General features: G+C 58.0%; 28 protein-coding genes and 1 other RNA gene. 11 read left to right on the top strand and 18 right to left on the bottom strand.

What is annotated here, in order from left to right:
* Window positions 1-42: 42 nt before the first annotated feature.
* The 6 genes from IE089_RS11095 to cspE all read left to right on the top strand — a co-directional run bounded on the left by IE089_RS11095 (window position 43) and on the right by cspE (window position 5,093).
* Complete coding sequence (locus tag IE089_RS11095; protein ID WP_189477882.1) at window positions 43-852, top strand: transporter substrate-binding domain-containing protein; 810 nt, start codon at window positions 43-45, stop codon at window positions 850-852.
* 13 nt (window positions 853-865) lie between these two features.
* Entirely contained in the window at window positions 866-1,900 is a 1,035-nt protein-coding gene (gene glpQ / locus IE089_RS11090) for a glycerophosphodiester phosphodiesterase (protein WP_189477881.1), read from the top strand.
* Entirely contained in the window at window positions 1,897-2,274 is a 378-nt protein-coding gene (locus IE089_RS11085) for an MmcQ/YjbR family DNA-binding protein (RefSeq protein WP_189477880.1), read from the top strand. The genes glpQ and IE089_RS11085 overlap by 4 nt, the downstream gene beginning before the upstream one ends.
* Window positions 2,271-3,719 carry a pyruvate kinase gene (pyk, locus tag IE089_RS11080; RefSeq protein ID WP_189477879.1) on the top strand — a complete coding sequence of 483 codons (1,449 nt, stop codon included), beginning with the start codon at window positions 2,271-2,273 and terminating at the stop codon, window positions 3,717-3,719. The genes IE089_RS11085 and pyk overlap by 4 nt, the downstream gene beginning before the upstream one ends.
* Before the next feature lie 11 nt (window positions 3,720-3,730).
* Window positions 3,731-4,663, top strand: a complete 933-nt coding sequence (gene glk, locus IE089_RS11075; protein ID WP_189477878.1) for a glucokinase — start codon at window positions 3,731-3,733, stop codon at window positions 4,661-4,663.
* A gap of 223 nt (window positions 4,664-4,886) precedes the next feature.
* Window positions 4,887-5,093 carry a transcription antiterminator/RNA stability regulator CspE gene (gene cspE, locus IE089_RS11070; protein ID WP_189477877.1) on the top strand — a complete coding sequence of 69 codons (207 nt, stop codon included), beginning with the start codon at window positions 4,887-4,889 and terminating at the stop codon, window positions 5,091-5,093.
* 89 nt (window positions 5,094-5,182) lie between these two features.
* On the opposite strand, the gene IE089_RS11065 is transcribed toward cspE, so the two are convergent.
* From IE089_RS11065 to lgt, 10 genes are all read right to left on the bottom strand, one after another.
* On the bottom strand, window positions 5,183-6,526 hold the full coding sequence (locus IE089_RS11065; protein WP_189477876.1) for a tetratricopeptide repeat protein: 1,344 nt from the start codon (window positions 6,524-6,526) through the stop codon (window positions 5,183-5,185).
* Between the two features lie 15 nt (window positions 6,527-6,541).
* A complete protein-coding gene (locus tag IE089_RS11060; RefSeq protein ID WP_189477875.1) occupies window positions 6,542-7,147 on the bottom strand; it encodes an energy transducer TonB in 606 nt (201 codons plus the stop codon).
* A gap of 8 nt (window positions 7,148-7,155) precedes the next feature.
* Window positions 7,156-7,569 (bottom strand): ExbD/TolR family protein, encoded by a 414-nt coding sequence (locus IE089_RS11055; RefSeq protein ID WP_189477874.1) that lies wholly within the window; start codon window positions 7,567-7,569, stop codon window positions 7,156-7,158.
* Between the two features lie 15 nt (window positions 7,570-7,584).
* Window positions 7,585-7,986, bottom strand: coding sequence for an ExbD/TolR family protein (locus tag IE089_RS11050; protein WP_189477873.1), 402 nt, complete (start codon window positions 7,984-7,986; stop codon window positions 7,585-7,587).
* Window positions 7,987-8,001: 15 nt separating this feature from the next.
* Entirely contained in the window at window positions 8,002-8,529 is a 528-nt protein-coding gene (locus IE089_RS11045) for a MotA/TolQ/ExbB proton channel family protein (RefSeq protein ID WP_189477872.1), read from the bottom strand.
* A gap of 1 nt (window position 8,530) precedes the next feature.
* Window positions 8,531-9,925, bottom strand: coding sequence for a MotA/TolQ/ExbB proton channel family protein (locus IE089_RS11040; protein WP_189477871.1), 1,395 nt, complete (start codon window positions 9,923-9,925; stop codon window positions 8,531-8,533).
* Window positions 9,925-10,701, bottom strand: coding sequence for a DUF3450 domain-containing protein (locus IE089_RS11035; RefSeq protein WP_189477870.1), 777 nt, complete (start codon window positions 10,699-10,701; stop codon window positions 9,925-9,927). Before IE089_RS11035 ends, IE089_RS11040 begins: the two co-directional genes overlap by 1 nt.
* 254 nt (window positions 10,702-10,955) lie before the next feature.
* A complete protein-coding gene (gene folA / locus IE089_RS11030) occupies window positions 10,956-11,459 on the bottom strand; it encodes a type 3 dihydrofolate reductase (RefSeq protein ID WP_189477869.1) in 504 nt (167 codons plus the stop codon).
* A 10-nt stretch (window positions 11,460-11,469) separates the two neighbouring features.
* Complete coding sequence (locus IE089_RS11025; RefSeq protein ID WP_189477868.1) at window positions 11,470-12,303, bottom strand: thymidylate synthase; 834 nt, start codon at window positions 12,301-12,303, stop codon at window positions 11,470-11,472.
* A complete protein-coding gene (gene lgt / locus IE089_RS11020) occupies window positions 12,300-13,115 on the bottom strand; it encodes a prolipoprotein diacylglyceryl transferase (protein ID WP_189477867.1) in 816 nt (271 codons plus the stop codon). The genes IE089_RS11025 and lgt overlap by 4 nt, the downstream gene beginning before the upstream one ends.
* Before the next feature lie 125 nt (window positions 13,116-13,240).
* On the opposite strand from lgt, the gene IE089_RS11015 reads away from it, so the two are divergent.
* Window positions 13,241-14,011 (top strand): NRDE family protein, encoded by a 771-nt coding sequence (locus IE089_RS11015; RefSeq protein WP_189477866.1) that lies wholly within the window; start codon window positions 13,241-13,243, stop codon window positions 14,009-14,011.
* Between the two features lie 453 nt (window positions 14,012-14,464).
* Here the strand turns inward: IE089_RS11015 and ptsP are convergent, their stop codons facing one another.
* On the bottom strand, window positions 14,465-16,735 hold the full coding sequence (ptsP, locus tag IE089_RS11010) for a phosphoenolpyruvate--protein phosphotransferase (RefSeq protein WP_189477865.1): 2,271 nt from the start codon (window positions 16,733-16,735) through the stop codon (window positions 14,465-14,467).
* A gap of 4 nt (window positions 16,736-16,739) precedes the next feature.
* Window positions 16,740-17,240 (bottom strand): RNA pyrophosphohydrolase, encoded by a 501-nt coding sequence (locus tag IE089_RS11005; protein ID WP_189477864.1) that lies wholly within the window; start codon window positions 17,238-17,240, stop codon window positions 16,740-16,742.
* Window positions 17,241-17,360: 120 nt separating this feature from the next.
* On the opposite strand from IE089_RS11005, the gene IE089_RS11000 reads away from it, so the two are divergent.
* Window positions 17,361-18,014: a histidinol-phosphatase gene (locus IE089_RS11000; RefSeq protein ID WP_189477863.1), complete on the top strand. Its 654-nt coding sequence runs from the start codon at window positions 17,361-17,363 to the stop codon at window positions 18,012-18,014.
* On the opposite strand, the gene IE089_RS10995 is transcribed toward IE089_RS11000, so the two are convergent.
* The 6 genes from IE089_RS10995 to IE089_RS10970 form a co-directional block, all read right to left on the bottom strand.
* Complete coding sequence (locus IE089_RS10995; RefSeq protein WP_189477862.1) at window positions 18,011-19,207, bottom strand: class I SAM-dependent rRNA methyltransferase; 1,197 nt, start codon at window positions 19,205-19,207, stop codon at window positions 18,011-18,013. The genes IE089_RS11000 and IE089_RS10995 overlap by 4 nt on opposite strands.
* Window positions 19,208-19,240: 33 nt before the next feature.
* Window positions 19,241-19,630 (bottom strand): glycine cleavage system protein GcvH, encoded by a 390-nt coding sequence (gene gcvH / locus IE089_RS10990; RefSeq protein ID WP_189477861.1) that lies wholly within the window; start codon window positions 19,628-19,630, stop codon window positions 19,241-19,243.
* An 81-nt stretch (window positions 19,631-19,711) separates the two neighbouring features.
* Window positions 19,712-20,941 (bottom strand): UbiH/UbiF/VisC/COQ6 family ubiquinone biosynthesis hydroxylase, encoded by a 1,230-nt coding sequence (locus IE089_RS10985; protein ID WP_308428838.1) that lies wholly within the window; start codon window positions 20,939-20,941, stop codon window positions 19,712-19,714.
* Entirely contained in the window at window positions 20,934-22,178 is a 1,245-nt protein-coding gene (gene ubiH / locus IE089_RS10980) for a 2-octaprenyl-6-methoxyphenyl hydroxylase (RefSeq protein ID WP_189478329.1), read from the bottom strand. Before ubiH ends, IE089_RS10985 begins: the two co-directional genes overlap by 8 nt.
* A 4-nt stretch (window positions 22,179-22,182) precedes the next feature.
* On the bottom strand, window positions 22,183-23,496 hold the full coding sequence (pepP, locus tag IE089_RS10975) for a Xaa-Pro aminopeptidase (protein ID WP_189478328.1): 1,314 nt from the start codon (window positions 23,494-23,496) through the stop codon (window positions 22,183-22,185).
* A gap of 47 nt (window positions 23,497-23,543) precedes the next feature.
* On the bottom strand, window positions 23,544-24,143 hold the full coding sequence (locus IE089_RS10970; RefSeq protein WP_189477859.1) for a UPF0149 family protein: 600 nt from the start codon (window positions 24,141-24,143) through the stop codon (window positions 23,544-23,546).
* 154 nt (window positions 24,144-24,297) lie between these two features.
* Between IE089_RS10970 and IE089_RS10965 the strand changes: the two genes are divergently transcribed.
* The 3 genes from IE089_RS10965 to ssrS all read left to right on the top strand — a co-directional run bounded on the left by IE089_RS10965 (window position 24,298) and on the right by ssrS (window position 25,068).
* Window positions 24,298-24,507: a TIGR02449 family protein gene (locus IE089_RS10965; protein WP_189477858.1), complete on the top strand. Its 210-nt coding sequence runs from the start codon at window positions 24,298-24,300 to the stop codon at window positions 24,505-24,507.
* On the top strand, window positions 24,504-24,824 hold the full coding sequence (locus IE089_RS10960; RefSeq protein WP_189477857.1) for a cell division protein ZapA: 321 nt from the start codon (window positions 24,504-24,506) through the stop codon (window positions 24,822-24,824). The genes IE089_RS10965 and IE089_RS10960 overlap by 4 nt, the downstream gene beginning before the upstream one ends.
* A 64-nt stretch (window positions 24,825-24,888) precedes the next feature.
* Window positions 24,889-25,068, top strand: a non-coding RNA gene (gene ssrS / locus IE089_RS10955) — 6S RNA.
* Window positions 25,069-25,075 lie beyond the last annotated feature (7 nt).

Raw genomic sequence — 25,075 nt, 5'->3', positions numbered from 1 at the left:
CAGCATCCGTTCCAACACAGACACTGCCCTGGAGGCACCCACATGACAAATCTCATCAAAGCGCTGGCATTGGGTCTCGCGCTGATTAGCAGCAGCCTGCTACCTGCTGGCGCCATAGCCGGCGACACTCTACAGCGCGTTATCGACTTCAAGACGCTGCGTATCGGGATGTCCGGCGACCAGCCACCTTTCAACGTGGTAAACCGCGAAGGCGTGCCAATGGGCTTTGACGTCGATCTGGGCGTTGCACTGGCCGGCGCCATGAAGGTCAAGCCAGAGCTGAAGCGCTACCCCTTCGGGAAACTGCTTGAAGCACTGGAAAACGATGAAGTCGATATCGTGATTTCCGGCATGGCAATCACGCCGCAGCGCGCGGAGTACGTGTCGTTTGTCGGCCCCTACATGATGTCGGGCAAGTCCATACTCACCAAGAACAGTGTCTTGGCAAAAGTTTCAGAGGCAGACCAGTTCAACCGCAAGGACCTCAAGCTGGCGGCCCTGAAGAACTCTACCTCCTCTGACTTCGTTACCACTGCAGCCCCCGAGGCAACACTGGTCGAGCTCAATACCTACGAGGAAGGCATTAAGATGATCAACGAAGGCACCGTAGACGGCATGGTCGCTGATATGCCCGTGTGCGTATTGACGGTTCTGCGCTACCCCGATGCTGGCTTTGTGACTCTGGACAAGCCGCTGACCATTGAGCCTGTTGGCATCGCTGTAAAATCCGGCGACCCCGAGTTTCGCAACCTGGTAGACAACTACCTGGACGCCTATGGAAAGGTCGGCATCCTGGCGAAGATTCGCAAGAAGTGGTTCGAGAACAACAGCTGGGTTGCGGCCCTTCCCTAACAGCGTATGAGACATGAAGTGCACCTTGCCAACACAGCTGATTCTGCTGGCGCTAATAGGGTGCACTTTCTCCATGTCGCTTAAAGCACAACCACTGGTCATCGCTCACCGCGGTGCCAGTGGTTATCTCCCCGAACACACATTGGCTGCAAAGGCCCTGGCGCACGCCATGGGCGCCGACTACATCGAGCAGGATGTGGTGCTGACTGCTGACGGGGTGCCTATCGTCTTGCATGATATCTACCTGGAATCCACCACCGACGTGGAGCAGGTATTTCCCGAGCGAGCCAGAGCCGATGGTCGCTACTACGCCATCGACTTTTCACTGGCAGAGATCAAGCAACTGAGTGCGCACGAGCGCACCAACCGTGAGGCGGGTAATCAGCGCCGCGCCGTTTATCCCGACCGCTATCCCCTGCAAGTCCCTTTCCTGCCAGTTCCTACGCTGGAAGAGGAAATTCTTCTGATCGCCGGACTGGACGCCAGCAGAGAACGCCGGACTGGTCTGTACATCGAACTGAAAGCGCCGAACTTTCACCTCCGGGAAGGCCAGGATATGGCAGCCGCCATACTTTCAGTCCTGGAGAGGACAGGGTATGCCGCACTATCTGAACAAGTGTTCCTGCAATGCTTTGACGATGCGACGCTGCGATCACTCAAGAGCAAGACAGACCTGCCGCTGATACAGCTGATTGCAGAGAACGACTGGGGTGAAGACAGTAACGTCGACTACGACGCCTTGCGCAGCGATAGCGGACTGGACGACATCGCTACCTATGCAGACGGCATTGGACCCTGGATCATGCAGCTGTACCTGGGGCGGGACGACAACGGGAAAGCACGAACGACCGACCTGGTGGAACGCGCCCACGCGCGGGGCCTGGTGGTTCACCCTTACACCATTCGCCAAGACCAACTGCCTCCAGGGATCGATACTATCGACGCGCTGCACAACATCCTGTTCGTACAGTTAAAAGTGGACGGCGCCTTCACCGATTTTCCGGACCTCACCCGGCAATTCATTGATCAACCCCCAGCGCAGCAATGAACTACGACAGCGCGCGTAGCTACCTCATCGGCAAGCCTGAAGCCAAGGAAGACATCCCGTTCGGGCCCGATGTTCTGGTGATAAAAATACGCGGTAAGATGTTCGCCACCTTGAGCGAAGCTGTGGGTAAGCCCGCCAGAATGAATCTCAAGTGTGACCCGGAAGAAGCGCTGATACTGCGGGATATCTTTCCGGCCGTATTACCCGGCTACCATATGAATAAACGGCACTGGAATACCGTAGTGCTGGACGGGTCCATCCCCAACAGTGAAGTGGAACGCATGATAGATAACTCCTACCGACTAGTCGTCAAAGGACTGCCGAAAGCGGCACGCACTTCACTCGCCATTGCGTACGGAGACGCTGCCAAATGAACAAGCGCGTCAACCGACGTACAAAAATCGTGGCCACCGTCGGCCCCGCCAGCGAGTCCGAGGACATGATTGCCCGCCTGATCGAAGCGGGCGTGAACGTATTCCGGCTCAATTTCAGCCACGGGAGTATCGAACAGCACGCTACGGTAGCGAAGCGCATTCGCAAGCAGGCCCAGCTGGCTGGCCGTTATGTCGGCATACTGGCAGATCTTCAGGGACCCAAAATACGTATCAGCAGCTTCAAAGAGGGTGCTGTGCAATTGGCCGAGGGTGACAGGTTTCGACTGGATCTCGATGTGCCGCCAGATAGTGGCAACGCGCGCGGCGTGAATCTGGATTTTCCGGCACTGATCGACTCCATTGAGCCCGGCGATACCCTGTTGCTGGACGACGGCCGGATTCGACTACGCGTCGACGATGTGGAACCGCGCGGCGCTGACTGTACCGTGGCAGTGGGTGGCAAGCTAGGTTCACGAAAAGGCATTAATCGACTCGGCGGTGGCCTTGCAGCACCCGCACTCACCGAAAAAGACATGGCCGATATCGCCGGCTTCCCTGCTATCAATCCAGACTTTGTTGCCGTCTCCTTTGTTTCCAGCACCGAAGATATTGAGCACGCGAAAAATCTACTGGCACAGCAGTCGCTGACACCGGCCATCATCGCCAAAATAGAACGGGCAGAAGTGGTCGCCGACACCGATATCCTGGACGGCATACTCGAAGCCTCAACTGGCGTCATGGTGGCACGGGGCGACCTGGGTGTTGAGGTAGGCGACGCCGAGCTCATAGGCATCCAGAAAGACCTTATCTCCAGAGCCAGACGCAAGGACCGCGTTGTCATTACGGCAACGCAGATGATGGAATCGATGATCAACAATTCCATGCCAACCCGTGCTGAGGTATTCGATGTAGCCAATGCGGTGCTGGATGGGACCGATGCAGTGATGCTGTCGGCAGAAACAGCGGTCGGCGATTACCCGGTTGCCGTTGTGGTGGCTATGGCAGATGCCGCCATGGGCGCCGAGCGTCACCCTGTAGCGCGCACGTCGCGCTATCGCCTGGATAAGCAGTTCACTACCGCGCAAGAAACCATTGCACTGTCGGCAATTTATGCCGCCAACCACTACAGCAACGTCAGGGGCATTGCCTGCCTTACGGAATCAGGCACCACCCCTCTGCTAATGTCACGCCTCAGCTCAGGTCTGCCCATATTCGCGCTAAGTCATAACAGCAAGACCTTACAAAAGCTGAGCCTGTGCCGCGGCGTGGTCCCCCTGTACTTCGACGCCTCCGCCTTTGATCACGATGCGGTTGAAGCGCGAGCCATCGAGTTTCTGCGGGATGACAACTACCTCAGTAAAGGCGACTCAATTCTGCTGACCAAGGGCGAGGTCATGGGCCGCCCGGGCTCTACCAACATCCTGAAAATCCTGCCCGTCTCGTGAGCGGCGCTCGCTTGCGCATCGTTGCAGATGTTGGCGGCACCAACACCCGACTGGCGCTGTATGACGAGGGCACCGCACACTTTGTTGCCCAACAGGATTTTCTCAACCGCCATCACCCAAGCCTCGAGGCCTTGATAAAGACCTGGAAAGCCCAGCACGGCATCGACTGCCAGCGCGCCTGCCTGGCAATTGCAGCGCCCCTAACCGGTGACCAGATTGCGATGATCAACATCGACTGGCGTTTTTCGCGGAGCCAGTTCTGTCGCGACCTGTCGTTGCATCAGTGCCTTTGGCTGAACGACTTCGCTGCAAATGCTCACGCCCTGCCGGGCCTGAGTGATAGTGACACTGTCACTCTTAACGCAGGGGAACCCACAGACAATGCGCCGCTTGCCGTGATAGGGCCGGGCACTGGCCTAGGGGGCGCCACCGCCGCTTTCGATAGTGCTGGCCAATGGCAGGTACGACCTGCGGAACCGGGCATGAGTTCTCTGGCGCCGGCCAATTCGCAGGAGCTTGAACTCTTCGGCGCCTTACTCAAACACTACCCGGACATCTACGCCGAGCTCCTGCTCAGCGGTCCAGGCCTGGTGCGCTTGCATCAAACGATGGCAGAACAGGAAGGGTGCGCCTGCCCAGCAAGAGAGCCCGAAGCGATCAGCGCAGCTTATGGTGAGGACAAACTCTGCACCGATGTGGTTAGCCAGTTCTGCGCCCTGCTTGGCTCAATCTGTGGCGATTTTGTACTTGCCACCGGCGCCTTCGGCGGACTGTATCTGGCAGGGGGCATCGCGCCCAAGCTATTGAGGGCACTGGAGAGCGAACAGTTCCTGCAACGCTTTAGTGCCAAAGGCGCTCTACAACAGCAGCTCTCGGCCGTACCCATACACGTGATCACTCACCCCAGACCGGGGCTGATCGGCGCAGCGCGGGCGCCGTTATAACGGGATTGAGCGGCGACAAAAGCCCAAATATTGCCAAACTATTTTGTTGTGCTGTCATAGCGCCCTGAAAGCGCGGTGATACACTGAAAGTGCTGGGTTTCCAGTGGTGTTTATGACAGCGGTCGAAGTTCCTGCAAGTTCATCGGTACGTTCAGCATAAATAAACTCAAACTCCCATGTGCCATGGTTGGCGCGTAGGGACAGCTATACAGGTAAAAAGTCTATGTCTACAGTCACCGGTACCGTGAAATGGTTCAATGAAACCAAGGGCTTTGGTTTCATCGAGCAAGAAGACGGCCCAGACGTCTTTGTTCACTTCAGTGCCATTCAAGGCGATGGTTTCAAAACTCTGGCGGATGGCCAGAAGGTTGAATTCACCGTAACAACCGGCCAGAAAGGTCCCCAGGCCGAAAATGTGGTGGCTGTCTGACACGTTTCAGATAACCCGAATACAAAAAAGGGAGCACTCAGTGCTCCCTTTTTTTATGGGACTGTGTAGCAGGCCCCAGCGAAGATTGATTAAACGTCTTCGGCGAGCTTGCGCTGACGCTCCAATTCGGAGTCCATGTAGGCCATCCACTGTGATGCGTACTGCGAAGAACGTTTATCGCGACCGGCTGCCTGGAATGCGTCGCGCGCTTTGCCGTACTGCTTCAGGTTAAAGTACGCCATGCCCAACACCAAACGCGCGGTATCAGGACGCTTCACTCCGCCGCGTTGCAGGCCTTTGTTAATGGCCTCCACAGCTTTGCGATTCTGGTCGCCGTCAAGGTAGACGTTGCCCAGACGAGCGTAGAGCTCACCAGAGTCAGAGCGCGATGCAGCCTCTTCCATCGCGGGAATGGCTTTATCGATCTCCTGAGCCTGACGCCAGGCGTTACCCAGAACTTCGTAGTTCTTTGAGGTCTTCTCCACAGAGCCGTCCCTGATGCCCTGATCCAGCACGGTGGCGGCCTTATAAGGCACCTCGCCATTCAGGTAGAGATAAGCCATCGTGACTTGCTCACTGCCCTTATCAAGCATGTCCTGAACATAGGCTGTTTCCATGGCGGCCAACTGCAGACCCTCTTTCTTCTGCTCGCCATACATGTGAGACAGTTGCACCCAGTACTGCTTCTTCGGGTAGTGCTTCAGCAGCTCTTCCAGGGTATCAACCGTTGAGTTCACATCGTTCTTTTCGAAATAGAGGAAACGCGCCAGGTTGTACCACTGCTCCTTGGGCACCTTACCCTTGTCTTCGTACATGCTGATGGCGATTTCCACGTTCTCCAGCGAACGGTTGTAATCCTTCAGCTGATAGTAGCCCTGTGCCAACAATACGTAGGCAGACTCGGTGGGCGACTGCGTCATCTCGAACCACTTCAACAGCGCGTCAATGCCCTGCTTCCACTGTTCCTGCACGAAGTACAGCTGAGCAATGGTATAGCGAGTATTGATTTCCATGGCCAGGGGAATGTCGGGCTGCGCCACTACATTCTCATACGACTTCAGTGCGTTGGGGTAATCTTCACGCGAGTAGTAGATGAATGCGTACAGGTTGTACACATTGGCGAGTTCGTAGCTGTTCAGCTCGTTCTTGCCGCCTGCGGCAATCATGCCGTCCAACACTTTCTGTGCCGTATTCAGGTCTTTTTCTTCTGCGGCGGCCTGTGCTTCGGCCAGCTTCTCGTAGACCTTGTTACGCAGTGCGGGTGTGCGACGTGTTTCCTGCTGCGGCTTGGCCTGCTCATTCTGGGCAAACGCACTACCCAGGGCAGTCATGCCTAACTCACCCTGCACCTGCGTCAGCGCAACCTGCGCTGCCAGTACCGGCGCAGCAAACAAGGCTGCGCGCGTCCAGACTGTAGCTTTTGAGAGCTTCATAGATACCACCTCGGATTACTGTTCCAGTTCGTAGGTGAATTTGTTCTGTACACCGGCCACCTCGATGGCTTCACCATCAACGACGCGGGGCTTGTACTTGAACTTGAGAGACGCCTTAACGGAAGCACTCTCAAACACACCTGAGGGCTGACAATCCACCGGTTTGGGATCACGGATTGAACCGGTACGAGTCACGGTGTACTCCACGATGCAGTAGCCGGTGATACCCCGCGTCTGTGCACGGCGGGGATAAATCGGCGCCACCTTCACAATAGGCAGATACTCACCATCGCCAGATGACATACCGGAGCTGCTGATCGAAATATCGACGCCCGTGGTCGGTGCAATATTCGCCACGTTCGTATCCATGTCCATGTCGAAATCCAGAGGCTGCATTTCGGGTGGGGGCTGTTCGGGATCCTCTACCTTCTCAGGCTTCTGTTCCTTCACATTGGTTTCGATCGTTTCTTCCGGCGTGACGATGTCTGCAATCTTGCGGCTCTTCAGCTCATCCTGCTCGAAGTCACTGTCGATCAGCGCATTCATCACCATGAACAGGCCCAGTGCTACGGGCACCGCGAGCAGCGCTGAGATTAAGAGTCTAAACGGGCTGTTACGCATTGGACTTGTTACTCCTCATCCGTCGAAATACACGGCAACGTGCCCATGGTTTCCATCAGCTCCCGGGAGAGTTCCAGAACCCTTGAGGAATCAGACTTCTGATCCACCTGAATAACAAGCTCCGCCTGAGGAGCCTCTTTTTTGGCTGCTTCAGCCAGAAAAGCCGCCCGTTCTAGGGGAATCTTGTTCTTGTTGTAGTGGATATCACCGCGATCATCGACCGCGAAAATGATGGTTCCACGCGTACACTGTTCTGTTGTGACCGCCTGTGGCTTCAGTAGTTCCACCCCGGGCTCCTTCACGAAGGACGAGGTAACAATGAAGAAGATCAGCATGATGAACACGACGTCCAGCATGGGCGTCAGGTCAATCTGATTCTCTTCCGAATCGTTGGCGGTGCGGCTAACCCCTCGATCACTCATAGGTAGCGCTCTCTATTACTGTTCACTGTCGGGCCAGGTAACGCTGGCCCCTGCTTCACGTGCGGCGTCGGCTACTTCGATGAAGACGCCCATTTCCGCACCTGTCTCTGTCTTAATGGTAACCGGTTGGTCAGGGTCTTCCGCCAGCAGTCGCTGCACGTTAGCCCGCACTGAGCGAACATCTACCCGGCGATTCTCCATCCAGACCTGATTGTCGCCGGCAATCCTGATCAGGATGCTGGTGGCGTCAGACGGGTCTGAATTGGTGTTGTCCGGGCGGTTGACCTCGATACCGGCTTCCTTGATGAAGGAAGCGACGACGATGAAGAAGATCAGCATGATAAAGACCACGTCCAGCATGGGCGTAAGATCGATTTCAGCCTCTTCACCGTCTCCCTTGTTCTTAAACTTGCGCATCGCGTTCTACAGCCTTTAGTGATCTGTGGTCAGGTTGTCTTCGAGAAAGACGCTTTCTCGCTGGGCAATCCGTGTCACATAGGTATTGGCAAATACGCCAGAGATCGCAGCAACCATTCCCGCCATTGTCGGAATAGTGGCGCGTGATACGCCACCCGCCATGGACTTGGCGTCACCGCCACCGGTCACTGCCATCACGTTGAACACCTCGATCATACCGGTCACCGTGCCAAGCAGGCCCAGCAGAGGGCATAGCGCAACGAGTGTCTTAATCACCGGCAGATTCTGGTTAATCTGCATGCGCGCCTGGGAAATCATCATCTCGCGAACCTGATGGGCCTCCCAGGACTTACGCTCTGAGCGCCCTTCCCACTTGGCGATGATTCCGCTCACATCAGACTTCCAGCCTACGCGGAAGTACCAGACGCGCTCAAAGAGCAGCATCCACATGAAGAACAGCAGTATCGCGATCAGCCAAAGCACATTCCCGCCCAGATCCATAAAGCTGGACAGTGCTTCGCTGGCATTCATGAGCCACTGCATGTTAGCTCCTCAGACTAGACTCTGTGTGCTCTGCAATCATACCGGTGGTCTGCTCCTGCAGGATGTGGATGATGCGCTGAGCGCGACCATTCACAAAGGTGTGCAGCAGTACCGTCGGGATCGCAACCAGCAGACCCAGAACCGTGGTTACCAGAGCGCTGGAGATACCGCCGGCCATTGCCTTGGGATCGCCTGCACCGAAGATGGTGATGGCCTGGAAGGTGATGATCATTCCGGTCACCGTGCCCAGCAGACCCATCAGCGGAGCCACCGCTGCGATGATCTTGAGCAATGTCAGGCCGCTCTCGATCTTCGGAGTCTCCTTCAGAATACCTTCCGACAGCTTGAGCTCCAGTGTTTCGGAGTCCATGTTCGGATTGTCTTCTGCAACCTTGAGTACGCGGCCCAGCGGGTTGTTGTCGTTGGCCTTGTCGCTCTTCATCTGAGAGTTCACTTTCGCGCCAACAGCAGACAGTACGATCAGACGGTAGATAGCCAGGATGAAGGCGAATACACCAACCGCGGTAATACCGTAGCCAACGTAACCACCCTGATGCCAGCGCTCTTCCAGAGTCGGGCTATCGATGATCGCCGCCAGGAAGGAACCGCCAGTGGGGCCAGTGGGATCTACACCGAAGGTGTGGAGGCCGGAAGTGGCTGATGCCAGGCTAGATGCCCAGCCAGTGTAGTTGCCAGAGGGCTGACGGGGCAGCTCGCTCAGGCTTCCGTTGTTGTAGGTCAGGTAGTTGCCGTCGGCATCAACAATGTTGAACGCACCTACACGCACAACACTGCGCTGGGCCAGCTCACCGGAGGGAGTAGCAACTTCAGCGTCGAAAGCAACAACGCGACCTGTTTCGGTTACTTCGCGCAGCAGCTCGTACCAAACGCGCTCGATTTCATCAACGCTGGGCAGCGTGTCAGATCCGCTCATCTTTTCGATCAGGTCTTTCAGGAACACTTCACGATCCGGGTACTGGGCAGAAGCCAGCGACACTTCAATGTTCGATGCGAGGTCGCCAGACGCTGCTGTCAGGTGACCGAACAGCTCGGACAGGGCGCCCAGGCGCTCTACAAGCTGAGCTTGCTTAGCCGTGATGACCAGCTCATTTTCTTCGAAGGTGTTTTCCAGCTGGGCACTGAGCTGCTCCTGACGGGTGCGCTCAGCTTCAGCGCTGCGCAATTCTGCCTGCTGGTTGGCCTTGTTCTGTGTAAAGCGCTGCTCGCGGGCACGGTTCTCACGTGCTTCGGTCACTTGGCCTTGCTTAACAAAGTCCAACAGCTGATTCAGGTCACGAGCCGGTGCGTCACCGTCTTGCGCCAACGCAACGTTGGTCGAGAGTACGGCGGCACCAGCAGCCGCGGCAATCAGACGAGTAATATTTTTAATCAACATTAGTTTGACTCCGGAGCAGCTACTGGAATGTTCAGCAGATCAATCGTGGCTTGCTTCTTGGCAATGCGAATGCCCTTGCGGATAGCGGTGTTGTAGTCGCCGGCGCTGAGGGGAACCCAGGCACCTGCTTCCTTATCCCAAGCGCCTGAGCGCTCACCGTCTTTTGACTGGTACAGCAGTGCAATTCGACCGATTCGCAGGAAGTCCACTTCGGTGGGCGTGCCATCGAGGTCGACGGTGTCAGAGTAGGAGTCGATGCCGCGGCCATACTGCAGCTCGATGTTGTATGCCTCGAGTACCTGACGGAACTTTTCAGCAACCGTTACATCTGCGCGATCAAGGTTGGTGCGCAGGAACGCGACACGGGCCATACGCTCATCTGTACGGAACGGCATGTCGAGAGAGACAAATTGCTCCAGGCCATCCACCATGCGGATGATCAGCGGCGTCATCTGGCGCTGAATAACGGTTACCTGCTCGATGGAACCATCGATGTTGGCAATCCGCTGCAGCTGGTTATCGATCTGGCGTTGCAAACGCGCATTGTAGACTTTCAGGCCGTCTACCTGCTTGACCACAGTCTTGTAGTCGCTGAGCAGGTCACGGGTCTCATCAGCAAGGCGATCAACCTTGGCCTGAGACTGGCGTGCAGCCGCGTTTTTATCCTCGGCAACTTTGAGGACTGATTCGAGGTTGTTGCCCTGGGCCACACCCACCATACCAACGGAGGTGACCAGCGCAGCAAACAACACTTTCTTCATACGATACATAGTCATGGGAATAGTGCTTCCTGTATCCGACAGAGTAATTGAGAGCTGAAATTAAAAGAGACTCGGTACTTACTTATATAGGTGGAAAACTGCGAGTCGACAAACCGAGGAGGCGAATTTAAACCATATGCGCGTCGGATTCCAACCCCCCGTTAACCCAAAGGCTGAGCGCCACCGCCTTTGTGAAGAAAGGTTACAGTTACATCGAAGACGGGCGAAAACAGTAACACTTGCAGTTTCAGGCCTGGCAAAGAACCCGCCTAGCGTCGATCCAGCACCACAAAACTGTAGGGATACGGGTTAGTCTCCGAGGGCGCATGGACCTCGCGGGAGACTTCCCGCCACGCTGAGCGATCAATTGCGGGCAAATAGGCATCACCCTCCACATCCGCATCCACCTCCGTGAGATAAATACGCTCCGCCCGGGGAAGCGCCTCCGCGTAAATCTGGGCCCCACCAATCACCATTAACTCGTCAACGCCGTCGATCAAGGCGATGTCTTCGGCCAGCGATAGTGCGGCTTCTAGGCTGCGTACGCCCTGCACACCCTCTGCTTGCCACTCATTATTGCGAGTGATCACAAGGTTTGTGCGCCCTGGGAGCGCCCTGCCGATGGACTCGAAGGTTTTGCGGCCCATTAAAATGGGCTTACCCATCGTGACCCGCTTAAAGTACTTGAGATCTTCGGGCAGGTGCCAGGGCAGTGCATTATTGCGGCCGATAACCCCATTGCGAGCGGCCGCGACGATCAATGAAAGCTGCATATCCGATCGCTCAAACGGCTACTGGCGCGGAAATATGCGAGTGCGCGTCGTAGCCCTGGATTTCAAAGTCTTCAAGACGGTAATCGTAAATGCTGTCCGGGCGACGCAGGATTTCCAGCGTTGGCAGTTGCCGGGGCACCCGGGACAATTGCTCCCGCACCTGCGCCATGTGGTTGCTATAGATATGGGTATCTCCGGTACTGATCACGATTTCCCCGGGCTTCAGGCCACACTGCTGCGCCAGCATATGTACCAGCAGTGCGAGACTCGCTGTGTTGTAAGGCAGGCCAAGGAAGGTATCGCTGGAGCGAATCATCAGCTGGGCAGACAGCCGACCATTCGCCACATAGAACTGGTAAAGCAGGTGGCAGGGTGGTAGCGCCATCCGGCCCGCCTTCACATTCTCTTGCGGGCTAATGCTCTCGTCAGGCAGGTACTCCACATTCCAGCCATGAAAGAGGATGCGGCGGCTGTCGGGGTTGTTCTTCAGGCAATTAACCACATAGTCAATCTGGTTGATGGTATCGCCATCGCGCGTTGGCCAAGCGGTCCACTGTGCGCCATAGATTGGCCCCAGATCGCCCTCCTCAGTGGCCCATTCGTCCCAGATGCTGACACCATTTTCCTTGAGCCAGCGCGTATTGGTATCGCCATTGAGGAACCAGATCAGCTCATTGGCAATACTCTTAAAATGCAGCCGCTTGGTTGTGAGCAGGGGGAAGCCATCTGCCAGATCGTGTCGGTACTGGCGGGCAAACACCGATCGCGTGCCAGTGCCGGTGCGATCGCCCTTCTCGATGCCGTTATCCAGAACGTCCTGCAGCAAATCGAGGTACTGTTTCATGAAGCTTGTTTCTCCGGAGTTGGGCGCGAGCCCTGTTGTTTGTACGCATAGACGATCATAAGAACGCCCACCGCTATCATGGGTAGGCACAGCATCTGGCCACGGGTCATCCAGCCAAAGGCCTGGAAGCCCAGGTGAGCATCGGGCTCGCGGAAGAATTCGACGAAAAACCGTACGCAGCCATAACCGACCGCAAACACGCCCGCCGCAGACCAGGTCGGACGCGGCCGCGCCGTAAACCAATACAGCACGGCAAACAGCAAAACGCCCTCAAGGGCGAATTGGTACAGCTGGGAGGGGTGGCGTGCCAACTGCAGCGGGTCTTTGGGAAACACCATTGCCCAGGGCACATCCGTGGCGCGCCCCCAGAGCTCCTGACCGATGAAGTTACCCAGCCGTCCGAGGCCCAAACCTACAGGCGCCAATGGCGCAATGAAATCCAGCATCGCACCAAAGGCGATACCGTGCCGCCTGGCGAAAAGATACATAGCCGCAATAACGCCAAGCAGACCACCGTGGAAGGCCATGCCACCCTGCCAGACCCGCAGTAGCCAGCTTGGGTCTGCCACCAGTTGGTCCCAGCCGTAGAAGAACGCATAACCGATACGCCCGCCCACAATGATGCCTATTGCGGCATAGAAGATCAGGTCATCCACCTGTTCGCGGGCCATCACTGCACCGGGCTTGGAGGCACGGAGCCTGGCGAACCACCACGCAAAGGCAAGGCCTCCGAGGTAAGTAAGCCCATACCAATGCACCTGCACGGGTCCTAGGCTGACCGCAACGGGATCAATATCGGGATAGGGCAGCAAAGAAATAATACCTGTATCTGGCTAAGTTGTTGGCGGATGAAAAGCCGGCGTGGGCCATCAGTTAGCTATTATCAGCGACCGGCGAGTCATGCACAATCAACCGCAACCCTGTGGAGCCTTTTTCTATGTGTCTGGTGATCTTCGCACATCGCGTCAGTGCCGAATTGCCGCTGGTAGTTGCGGCTAACCGCGACGAGTTCCACGCGCGCCCTACTGCCCCCGCCAGCTTCTGGCCAGACCGCCCAAACCTACTTGCGGGCAGAGACCAGCAAGCCGGGGGCACTTGGATGGGCATTACTGGCAGCGGCCGCTTTGCCGCCATCACCAACGTACAGGACCCCTCACGCACGGCGCCGGCGCCGCGTTCTCGCGGAGAGCTCACACTGGACTTTCTGACTGGCGCCAAGCCCGCTGAGGACTATCTGGCGCAAATCGCAACTCGGGCCGACGACTACGCAGGTTTCAATCTGCTGCTGGGATCGGGAGACCAGCTGTGGTTCCTGAATAGCCAGGACCGCACACCCAAACAGCTTGCGCCGGGCATTTATGGCCTGAGCAATGCCAACCTGGATGTGCCATGGCCCAAGGTCGAGTTGGGCAAGCAGGAACTGGCAAAGCTGATGCCACAACTGGACGGCCAGCAGCCACTCCCGTGGGATTCGCTCGCCAAGGTTGTCGGCGGCACTGAGCTCGCCAAACCCGAAGAACTGCACCGCCAGGGTCTTACCGGCGAGATGGATCAACAGCTTTCCGCACAGTTCATCTCTGCCGGTTCTTATGGCACACGTTGCACCACGACCATTGTGCGTTCGCTGACGTCGGTGGCGTTTCGCGAAACCAGCTTCGATGCTAAGGGCCATACGACCGGAGTGGTTAAGGAGACCCTTCCTCTGTGATCGCTGAGCCGGCGATACCTCGGTGGGGCCAGTGAATTACGATAATCACCTTGGCCGCGTCAGCACCCCTTGTGACTCCCCGCCTGACTATCGGCGCTGCGCGCTGCCCTCGATCGGTCGAGAGCCTTGACGCGCTACGCTCTCCCTTTCCACTTCCTCGGCGACAGTCTTATGCAGCTAGGAGTCAGAAGCGCCGCTGACGCTGTTATCGGAGAGCCCCCAGCACTTGGGCGCTGCCTCGTCTCGCACAGCACACTCCAAACTCCGGACCGGCGGGGGAATCGCCAGGCAGCCGCATCAGATCGCGTGCCGAACGCATGAAGGGAGACCGCAGGGCTCGCGACTAAGTGAGGGTAGCCCGGAGGGCCACCGATCAGGCGCCGGCGATACCGGCGTCGGGCCAGAGGAGCCTCTTACCAAGGCAAGAAGAAAAGGGGATGCTGGGAAAGTAAATCAGGCGACCGGAACGTGAATCAGCTGCTCCAGCCCACGCTGGACCAATGCCGACTCCAGGCGCCGATGAATCGCGTTGCCGTCTTCCAGCGCCATGATCTCTTCGAGCAGCGCCGCAGACTCGGTGCGATTAACGCTGCGCAGCGCCTTCTTAACGCGAGGAAGACTGGTGGCATTCATGGAAAGCACGTCGTAGCCCATGGCCAACAACAGCACCGCAGCCAGCGGATCGCCCGCCAGCTCGCCGCAGATACTCACCTGTTTGCCTTCACCTCTCGCCGCAGCTGCCACATGGTGGAGGGCCTGCAGAACAGCGGGATGGAAAGAGTGGTAAAGATCTGCCACTCGGGAATTATTGCGATCAACGGCAAGCAAGTATTGCGTCAGGTCGTTACTGCCGACGGACAGAAAATCGACACGCCGCGCCAATGCGCGCGCCTGATAAACCGCGGCGGGAACCTCCACCATGACGCCAATCGGCGGTAAGGCTGAACTGACGCCCTCCTGCTGTACCTCGCGGTGACAGCGATGTATCAGCGACAAGGCCTCGTCCAGTTCAGAAACATTGCTGACCATGGGCAACATGATCCGCAGGTTGTCCAAGCCATCATTGGCCTTGAGCATGGCACGCACCTGCGACAGGAAAATCTCCGGATGATCCAGAGTGACACGAATACCTCGCCAACCGAGGAAGGGGTTATCTTCTTCGATCGGGAAATAGGGCAAAGCCTTGTCACCGCCCACATCCAGGGTACGCATAGTCACCGGCCGGGGTGCAAAGGCTTCCAACTGGTTACGGTAGATTTGTCGTTGCTCTTCTTCACTGGGGAAGCGCTCGCGCAACAAAAACGGGACTTCGGTACGATACAGGCCAACGCCCTCGGCGCCCTGCTCCAGAGAGCGGGTCACATCGGCCATCAGCCCGGTGTTTACCCACAGGGGCAGCCTGAAGCCGTCCAGGGTTTCACAGGGCTTGTCACGCAGGCTTTCAAGATCGCGATTCGTAGCCAGGTCCTGATCGACCAGTTCCTGATAACGATCAAGCACATCAGTACGCGGGTTGAGGCGCACCACCCCGTTGTAGCCATCCACAACAACGGTCATATCCTGAACCCGGGTGTAGGGCAGATCCACTGCACCCATCACCGTCGGTATACCCATGGCGCGGGCCAGGATCGCCACATGGGAATTGCCAGAGCCGCGCACGGAGATCAGACCCACCAGATTCTCCCGTGGGATTTCGCCCAGTGCAGACGCGGTCAGTTCCTCACTCACCAGCACCGTTTGCGGCGGGAATTCGCGTTCCTCGCGCTCCTCGGCCTGCAGATAGGACAGCACTCGCGTGCCGAGGTCTTTCACATCCACGGCCCGCTCGCGCAGGTAACTGTGCTCCATGCGCTCAAAGTGGCGAATGTGCTGAATCATCACCTGGCTGAGCGCACCCTGCGCCCATTCGCCGGCTTTGATCTTGCTGGCCACCTCACCGCCAATGGCAGAGTCGTCGAGAATGCCCAGATACACATCAAACAGGGCATGGTCCTCGGCGCTGAGTTCGTCTTTCAGGTTTTCAGAGACGGTGTGGATGTCTCGGCGCACACATTCAAGCGCATGTTTGAAACTGCGCAGCTCCTGCCGCCGGCTCTCAGCCTTGCGAGTAGGCACTGCATACAAGTCCGCCACGGGCGACACCACCACCGCCGTGCCGATGGCCACCCCGGGAGCACCCGGTACGCCAGTAACCTTTACCGAGCTGGGCGGGTCGCCCGCGCCGGCATCGGTCTGCACCGTACCGGACACTTGGGCATGAGCAATAACACCCGCCAGCTGGGCCGACATGGTGACAAGAAACGCTTCATCGCTTTCATCGAAGCGGCGGCGCTGTGCCTGCTGCACAACCAGCACACCCAGTACCACGCGCTGGTGAATAATCGGGACGCCCAGAAACGCGTCAAAGGGCTCTTCACCGATGTCGTCGAGAAACTGAAAACTGGGGTGGCTGGGTGCGTTATCGAGATTAACCGGCTCCTCGCGCTCAGCCACCAGACCAACCAAGCCCTCGCCGTCCGCCAAACTGGCGATGCCTACCTGATCTGCATTTAAGCCTTCGGTGGCTCGAAACACCAAGCGGCCTGACACAGGGTCGCGCATATAAACACTGCACACCTGCGTGTCCATGGCATCGCGAACCCTGCGCACAATAATGTCCAGCGCCCGATCCAAACTTTCGGCGGCGTTGACCTCCTGGACAATGACACGCAGGGTTTCGAGCATCGGCCTAGCCCCCGTCCAACTTATCCACGAGGCGGCCCAGCGGTGGTGCCAGTTCTTTCATAGCGCGCCGATAGACCTCCCGCTTGAACGGGATCACCTGATTCAGGGGGTACCAGTAACTGACCCAGCGCCAATGGTCGAACTCGGGCGTATCGTTGAGATCCAGCTTGATCGCAGCCTCATCGCTCGTGAGTCGCAGCAGGAACCACTTCTGCTTCTGGCCAATGCACAGTGGCTTCTGGCCCTTGCGCACGTAACGCTTTGGCAATCGATAGTGCAGCCAGCCACGTGTGGTTGCAAGCACTTCAACGGCATCCGCGGTAAGGCCGATCTCTTCTTCCAGCTCCCGATAGAGCGCGTCGCGTGGAGACTCCCCGCGATTGATACCGCCCTGTGGGAACTGCCAGGCATCCTTACCGCCCACCCGGCGGGCCCACAGCAGCTGCCCATGGTCATTAGCGACCATGATGCCCACATTGGCGCGAAAACCATCCTTATCAATCACGCGGGGAACCCTGATGAAACTCGAGCCGCCTATTGTTCCACACTTTGCCGGGGCTGAGAAATTGAGTCATAGACTGTCAGTCGCTATGCTTCGCTCCCGTTCCTAAAAGCTCACTGGCCCATGGCACTGGCGATATTTGATTTGGACAACACCCTGATTGGTGGCGACAGCGACCATCTCTGGGGCGTATTCCTGTGCGAAACCGGGCGGGTAGATAGCGACGCTTTTGCCCGGCAGAACGAGCAATTCTACGCCGACTACCAAACTGGCGACCTCGATATCGATGCTTATCTGCGCTTTGCCCTGTCACCACTGGCCGGCAAAACGCCAGAATCGCTGGCCCAGTGGCACCAGGAATTCATGCGCGAGAAAATTGCCCCCATATTCTTGCCCGCTGCGGCAGACCTGATAGAGCGCCACCGCCGGCAAGGCGATACCCTGCTGATTATCACAGCGACCAATGCTTTCATCACCCGACCCATTGCTGATGCGCTGGGCATCGACAATTTACTGGCCTGTGAAGGTGAGCAACTCGACGGTATCTATACCGGGGAGCCTGCAGGAATACCGACCTTTCAAGAGGGCAAGGTCACGCGACTGATGCAGTGGCTGGCATCGCGTGATGACAGTCTGGAAGGCGCCTATTTCTACAGCGATTCCCACAACGATTTGCCCCTGCTAGAGGCCGTTGAGCACCCGGTCGCGGTAGACCCTGATGATCGCTTGCGCCAAATTGCCCAAAGCCGGGACTGGCCGGTGATCTCGCTGCGCTAGTTCATGCGCCTGGCAAATACTGCCTTAAGGTACTCCGTTTCCGGAATCGCTGGGTGAATCGGGTGGTCCGGCCCCTGTCCGCCCTGCTCAACAATGCGCAACTCACACGCCGAGCGACGAGCAGCCCCCTGCAGTGCGGCGTTGAGCTCAAGGCGAGGCATATGCATGGAGCAGGATCCTGCAACAAGCAGGCCGCCGGGGCGCAGTAGCCGCAACCCAAGCTCGTTGATTCGGCGATAGGCTGCGATACCCTTCTTAAGGTCCTTGCGTCGCTGCACGAAGGCAGGCGGATCCAGCACCACAATGTCGAATTGTTCGCCAGCAGCGGCCAGCGCCTGCATCACCGCATCCGCGCGTCCCTGCTCGCAAGACACCTGGTCGCCCACCCCGTTAAGCGCAGCATTGCCTGCTACGGCGTCAAGTGCAGCCTGGGAGCTGTCGACACAGATCACCGAATCGGCGCCGGCAGCGGCGGCCTGTATGCCCCAGCCACCGATATAGCTGTAGACATCCAGCACCCGGGCGCCGCGGGAAAAGGCCTGCAATCGAGCGCGATTAAGACGGTGGTCATAAAACCATCCGGTTTTTTGGCCGCCCTTCACAGGTGCCTCAAAGCGCACCCCATTTTCCTCCAGCGGCACCGCAGCAGGTACGTCGCCGAAAACCGTTTCTATTCGGTCCTCGAGACCCTGCTCCCTGCGATTTCGGCTGTCGGAACGCAACAGCACACCCTCGGGTGAAAGCTGCGACACAAGGGCATCTATCACCTGCGCTTGATACCGCTCGATACCCGCGTTGTTGAACTGGCACACCAGGTAATCGCCAAATCGATCCACCACCAAACCCGGCAAGAGATCGCTGTCGCCGTAGACCAGACGATAAAACGGCGCGTCGAAAAACTGTTGTCGAGCCTCTAATGCGGCCCCCAACGAGTTACTAAACAAGCCCGCGTCCGGCGCCACCATTTGATTGGGGGCATACAGGCGAGCACAAATCAGTGCATTGGGCTCGACGTACGCGCTGCCCAAGACGCGCCCGTCGGTGCCTCGCACCACCACGGGATCACCGGCACTGAACGCCGAGAGAGGGCTGCGTTCGGTATCAACTTCGTTGGAAAAAACCCACAGGTGCCCGGCGCGAAGGCGCCGGTCAGCGCCCTTGCGTAGTATCAGGTCAGGAAGTTCTGCGTGCATGCGTGAGGCGCTGTTACACCGCTAGCGCGAGTCTTACTCGTCGGCACACTGCGCCGTGTAGGCGTCGGCGTCCATCAGCTTATCGAGCTCGCCGGTATCGGTGGGCTTGAGGCGGAAGAACCAGCCGTCGTTGTACGGATCAGAGTTCACCGTTTCGGGCTCATCCTCAAGCTGCTCATTGGTGGCAATCACTTCGCCGCCGACAGGCGCATAGATATCGGATGCCGCTTTCACCGACTCAACAACCCCCGCGTCGTCGCCGGCGGCCAGGGTGTCACCCACGCCAGGCAATTCCACAAATACCACATCGCCCAGGGCTTCCTGCGCGTGGTCGGTAATCCCGATAGTGACGGTGCCATCTTCTTCCAGCCGAGCCCATTCATGGCTGCTGGCGTACTTCAGTTCCGTAGGGGTCTGGCTCATGGGAGGTCCTCAGTGCGGTTGCAAGCTTCTTGCAGGATTCTGAGCGCGCTATTGTATCGGGCAGCCCTTGAAAAACAATGCTCAGGCGCCGCTGACACCCAGCCCCATCGCGTGGCGCATCAATTGCTGCTTAACAGGCAGTAGGCCACCTACGCCGCGCATGCCAGCATTGCGCAGCCATCGTACGGCGGGAGAGCGTTGTTCAAACAATCGTTTGAAGCCATCCATTGCAGCCATCATCGCCAGGTTCTCGCCCTTGCGCTGGCGCTGATAACGCTTGAGCACAGCCAAATCACCCGGGCTAATTCCCCGTGCCTTGGCATCGGTCAGCTCGCTGGCCAGCGCCGCGACATCGGCCAATCCAAGATTGATACCCTGGCCCGCCAGCGGATGTATGGTGTGCGCAGCGTCGCCGACCAAAGCGACACCTGCCTGCACATAATCAATGGCATGGCGCTGGCGCAGCGGGAAGGCAAACCGCGGCGCACAAGCGGTGACATTGCCCAAGCGGAACTCTGCAGCGCGACTGAGTTCTGCACAAAAGGCACCATCATCCAGTGCCATGATTTCGTCAGCCACCTCGATATCCGCCGACCATACGATGGAGCATCGATGTTCCGGTGTCTCGCCGGGCAGCGGTAGCAGTGCCAAGGGCCCGGTCGGCATAAAACGCTGCCAGGCAGTGTCAGCGTGCGACTTAGAGGTGGCCACCGTGGTCACTATGGCCTTGTGCCCGTAATCCCACTCGCGCGTCGCGAAGCCCATCAGCTCGCGAACCGGCGACAAAGCGCCGTCCGCCGCCACCAGCAGTGATGCACTGAGCTGTCGGTTTTGATCGAGTGTGAGTGCGGCGACACCCTCAGCACTGACGTGACAGGCTTCCAGTCGCGCAGGCGCAATCAGCTGAATATCCGGTCTTGCGCTCACCTGCTGTAGCAGCGCGCGAGTGACCGCGCGGTTCTCAACAATGGTGCCCAGCCAGGGGCTATCCACCTCGGCGGCATCGAATTCAATCTCGCCGGTACCCTCAGCGTCCCACACCGTCATATGATGGTAGGGACAGCAGCGGTAATCGCTGATTTCGTCCCACACAGAGAGTCGCTCAAGCAACTGCACGGATTTGGGAGTTAAGGCACTCACTCGCGCATCAAAATCCCCGACTGCATGACCCGAGGGCAAGGCATCCAGTGACGGCGCGCGCGCCTCTACCAATGCCAGCCGGAGGCCGCTCCCAGACAGTGCCACGGCCAAAGCCGAGCCGGCGATGCCCCCTCCGACAATGACAACATCGTAATCCGTCTGATCAGCCACCACTGCCCCCCATCGCAGCAATCCCAGCCGCATGGCGCACGAACTGATGCTTCAGCGGCGCCAGCACATCCAGCCCCGATAGCGCCATATCGCGAGTGAGCCCCAGCAATGGATCACTGTTCATAAACACTTGCGGCACAAGGTCGCTGAACTGAATAGTTTGTTCCTGATCTTGCGCCTGTGCAGATTCGTAGCGCTGCAATGCTGTTAGATCACCCAATTCCTTCCCGGCAGACAACGCAGCTGCCACGGTCTCTGTGAGGGCGGCGATATCTCGCAGCGCAAGATTAAATCCCTGGCCAGCCACCGGGTGCAGTGAGTGGGCCGCATTACCCATGATGACCACACCCTGGCGCACCTGTTCGCCGGCGCGCAGCAAGGCCAGCGGATAGGCATGGCGCTCCCCTACCTGTCGCAGGCGACCGAGGCGATAGCCAAAGCGCTCTTGCAAAGCCTCCAGGAATTCCGCATCGCTGGCCTCGCACAGGGTCTTCGCGCGCGCCGGCGGAAGGGTCCATACCAACCCGGCACGGTGCTCTGCTCCCGCAGCGGATAGCAGGGGTAGCAGCGCCAGCGGTCCCTGATCTGTAAAGCGCTCAAACGCACAACCCGAATGAGCCTGGGCAAAGGCAATGTTTGCCACCAGTGCGTGCTGTCCATAGGGCTTCTCACTGGCAATTACCCCCAACGACTCGCGCAGCGGCGAGCCCGCGCCATCGGCAACCACCAGTAAATCGGTATGGAGCTCGGTCAGTTCAGGGTGTGACAGCACCAACCGCATGCCTTTGCCATCAGCCTCAGCGGCTGTGACGCTGGCCGGCGACAGCAGCTCAACCCGCCCCTGCTGCTGCAATGCGTGAAGCAGGTAACGCCCCAGCCAGGCGTTCTCTACCACGTAACCCAACGCAGGCCAATCATACTCACTCGCCTGCAACACAGTGCTGCCGAAGCGTCCACGATTGGACACGTGAATGGTGTTGATGGGGCAGGCCCACTGGGCCAACCCTTCCCAGATACCCAGTGCCTCGTAGATACGGCGAGAACTAAAGCTCAGCGCGGTAGATCTCGCATCAAACGAGGGGTGGTAGGTGGGTGCCTTGTCCCCGGAGCTGGGCAGGGGAACACTTTCGACCAGGGTAATGCGCGTTGTATCGGGCAGTTGGTTGGCAAGGACAAGCGCCAAACTGATACCGACCATGCCTCCGCCGGCAATAACCACATTGCGCTGCTCCCCCATCACCCTAGGCCACCATCAACGCTTCGATGTCGTCGGCGCTCTTTGGAACACCGTCAGTCAATATCTCATGGCCATCCGCAGTCACCGCTACATTGTCCTCAATGCGTACGCCGATGCCGCGCCAGCGCTTTGCCACCTTGCGATTGTCCGGCGAAATGTAAATGCCGGGCTCTATGGTCATCACCATGCCGGGCTCCAGTGCCCGCCATGTGTCGTCCACCTGGTAATCACCAACGTCGTGGACATCCAATCCCAGCCAGTGCCCAGCCCTGTGCATATAGAACTCGCGATAAGCACCGTCCTTGATCAATTGCGGCACGCGCCCTTTTAGTAAGCCAAGCTTCACCAGCCCCTCAGTAATGACTTTCACCGTAGCATCGTGCGATTGGTTCCAGTGATTGCCAGGTTTGATCTTGGCAATTCCGGAGAGCTGAGCCTTAAGAACCAGGTCATAAATGGCGCGCTGCTCTTTGCTGAAGCGGCCATTCACCGGAAAGGTGCGGGTCACATCTGCGGCATAGCATTGGAATTCACAGCCGGCGTCGATAAGCACAAGGTCACCGTCGCGCAACACGTCCTCATTACTGACGTAATGCAAGACACAGGCATTATCACCCCCGCCCACGATGCTGGAGTACGCCGGATAACGAGCGCCATTAGAAGCAAACTCATGCTCTAACTCGGCCTGCAATTGGTACTCGTACCGACCAGGCTGACAGTACTGCATGGCGCGGACGTGCGCCGCGGCCGTAATCTGGCCCGCCTTGCGCATAATACGCAGCTCAGCCGCGCTCTTTACCAGGCGCATGTCATGCAGCATATGATTCAGATCGGTGAACTCTCCGGGGGGCACGGCGCCGGTGCCCTGCCTCGCGCGTATATCGTTCACCCAGGCCATGATGCGCTCGTCGAAACCCGCGCTGCGGCCCATGGAGTAATAAACACGCTCCCTGCCCTCGATCAGTCCCGGCAGAATCTCGTTGATATCGTTGATGGGGAAGGCATCGTCGGCGCCGTGGTCAGCAATAGCGCCCTCTGGACCTGCGCGGTAGCCGTCCCACAACTCGCGCGTCTTGTCGCGTTCACGGCAGAACATCACATACTGCCCATGGCGGCGCCCCGGCGTCAGCACGAGTACCGAGTCTGGCTCGCTAAAGCCCGTCAGATAATGGAAGTCACTGTCCTGGCGGAAAGGATAGTCAGTGTCGCGACTGCGCGACTGCTCCCGGGCCGAGGGAATAATGGCAATGCTGTTAGGCTCCATCATCGCCATCAGGTTCTTGCGACGACGGGCATGCTCGGTTTTGCTGATTTTCATCATCTGTTGGCGAGGGATCTGTTGGTTATCTGCTGAGAAGACTGCGCCTAGTGCAGCTGCCCCTGGTCATCGTCGGCGGCATCCTCGCGCCTGGCAAGGCTGTCCATCACGACGTTGAGCGCGGCAAACCTCAGGTACTCAACGATCTCTGCATAGCTATTCTCTGACTCTTCTTCATCCTGATCATCATCGAGTGCGGCTTGGGCAATGGCGGCGAAATCCTTCAGCGCCTCTGCACTGTCTTCCGCCACTGCAGCACCGGTTGCGCCCGTACTGACCTTGCCCTGCGCATAGCCCGCCAGAAAGCCGCGGCACCAGGCCGCCAGAGACTCGGTTCTGATCGCGAGATCTTCATCGTCGTCGGGCAACAGGGGGTGAAATTCAAAGGCATCGTCCATCACCGCCGCCGCGGTCACGCTGTGCAGCTGCTGCACGCGCTCGGCCAGCTCACCGTGCAAATCAAGACTCAACGCCTGGTTAAGGGCCGCCAGCGCCGTCTCTGGGCTCACCTGTCCCATGCTACCCAGCAAGCCCGCCAGACAGCCGTGTAGCTCCGCCGGTGAGACGCGCTCGCCCTGCTCCAACAGTTCGTTTGCTATCTCTTCGAAGTCGAAGACGCCGGAGTCACCGGGCTGCGGATCAAACATATGGACTTCCCATGTTGTAAGGCCACAGCGTCACACTGATGGCTTCAAGAAACTGCGGCAGGCCTTTGAAAACACTAACTTTTTATGGCATTGACCTGCTGTGGCACCGGCTCTATAGTAGTTTGCCTATACGCCTCACCCAAGTATAACCGCAATGGCCGAGAACCCGCTCAAGATCCTCGAAGGCAAGATCGACGAACTGATCGGTTTGTGCGAGCAGCTCAATACCGAAAATCGCACACTGAAGGCAGAAAACGCCAACTACCAGCGAGAGCGCCGCGACCTGCTCGAGCAAAACGCACAGGCAAGAACCCGCGTAGAGGCTGTGCTGGACAGGCTTCGCGCCATGGAGCAGACCCCATGAGCCAGAGCAACACCATCACGGTAAAGATCCTCGACAAAGAGTATCAGGTGGCCTGCCCCGAAGATCAGGAAGCCGACCTCATCGTATCGGCCAAGTATCTGGACAAGCAGATGCGCTCCATTCGGGAAACCGGCAAGGTCATCGGCTTGGAGCGAATCGCAGTAATGGCGGCACTGAACATTAGCTATGAGCTATTGCACGCTGCAGACAGCGAGCCGCTAGAAGTGCCCGTAGAGGGGACCGAGCGGCCGCTACGGGATCTTCACCGCAAGGTCGACGAGGCGCTTTATCAGCTGCGCCAGCTCGAAATCAGCTAGGCAAAACACCGCCCTGCCCGCGTTGGGCTCGGAACCCCATCCATGTAACGCTATAATAGACGCTGGATCCCTGGTGTATGCGCCAGGCAGTCAGTCCTCGAGCCGATAAAGTTGTACCAGGGGGCTGCCAGCCTTTGCTGTTGTGCAAGTCCGGTATAGCCGGGAAGCCTGATGCAAAGCGGAGGCCTCCACCTTGAGCCATCGGGTTCAAGGCCAGTACTGCCAGCGGTATACCGGGAATCCCTCTTTTT

The sequence above is a fragment of the Parahalioglobus pacificus genome, assembly GCF_014652275.1.
Lineage (GTDB): Bacteria > Pseudomonadota > Gammaproteobacteria > Pseudomonadales > Halieaceae > Parahalioglobus > Parahalioglobus pacificus.
Note: the sequence above shows the minus strand (reverse complement) of the source record. Positions and strands in the feature narration are given on the sequence as shown.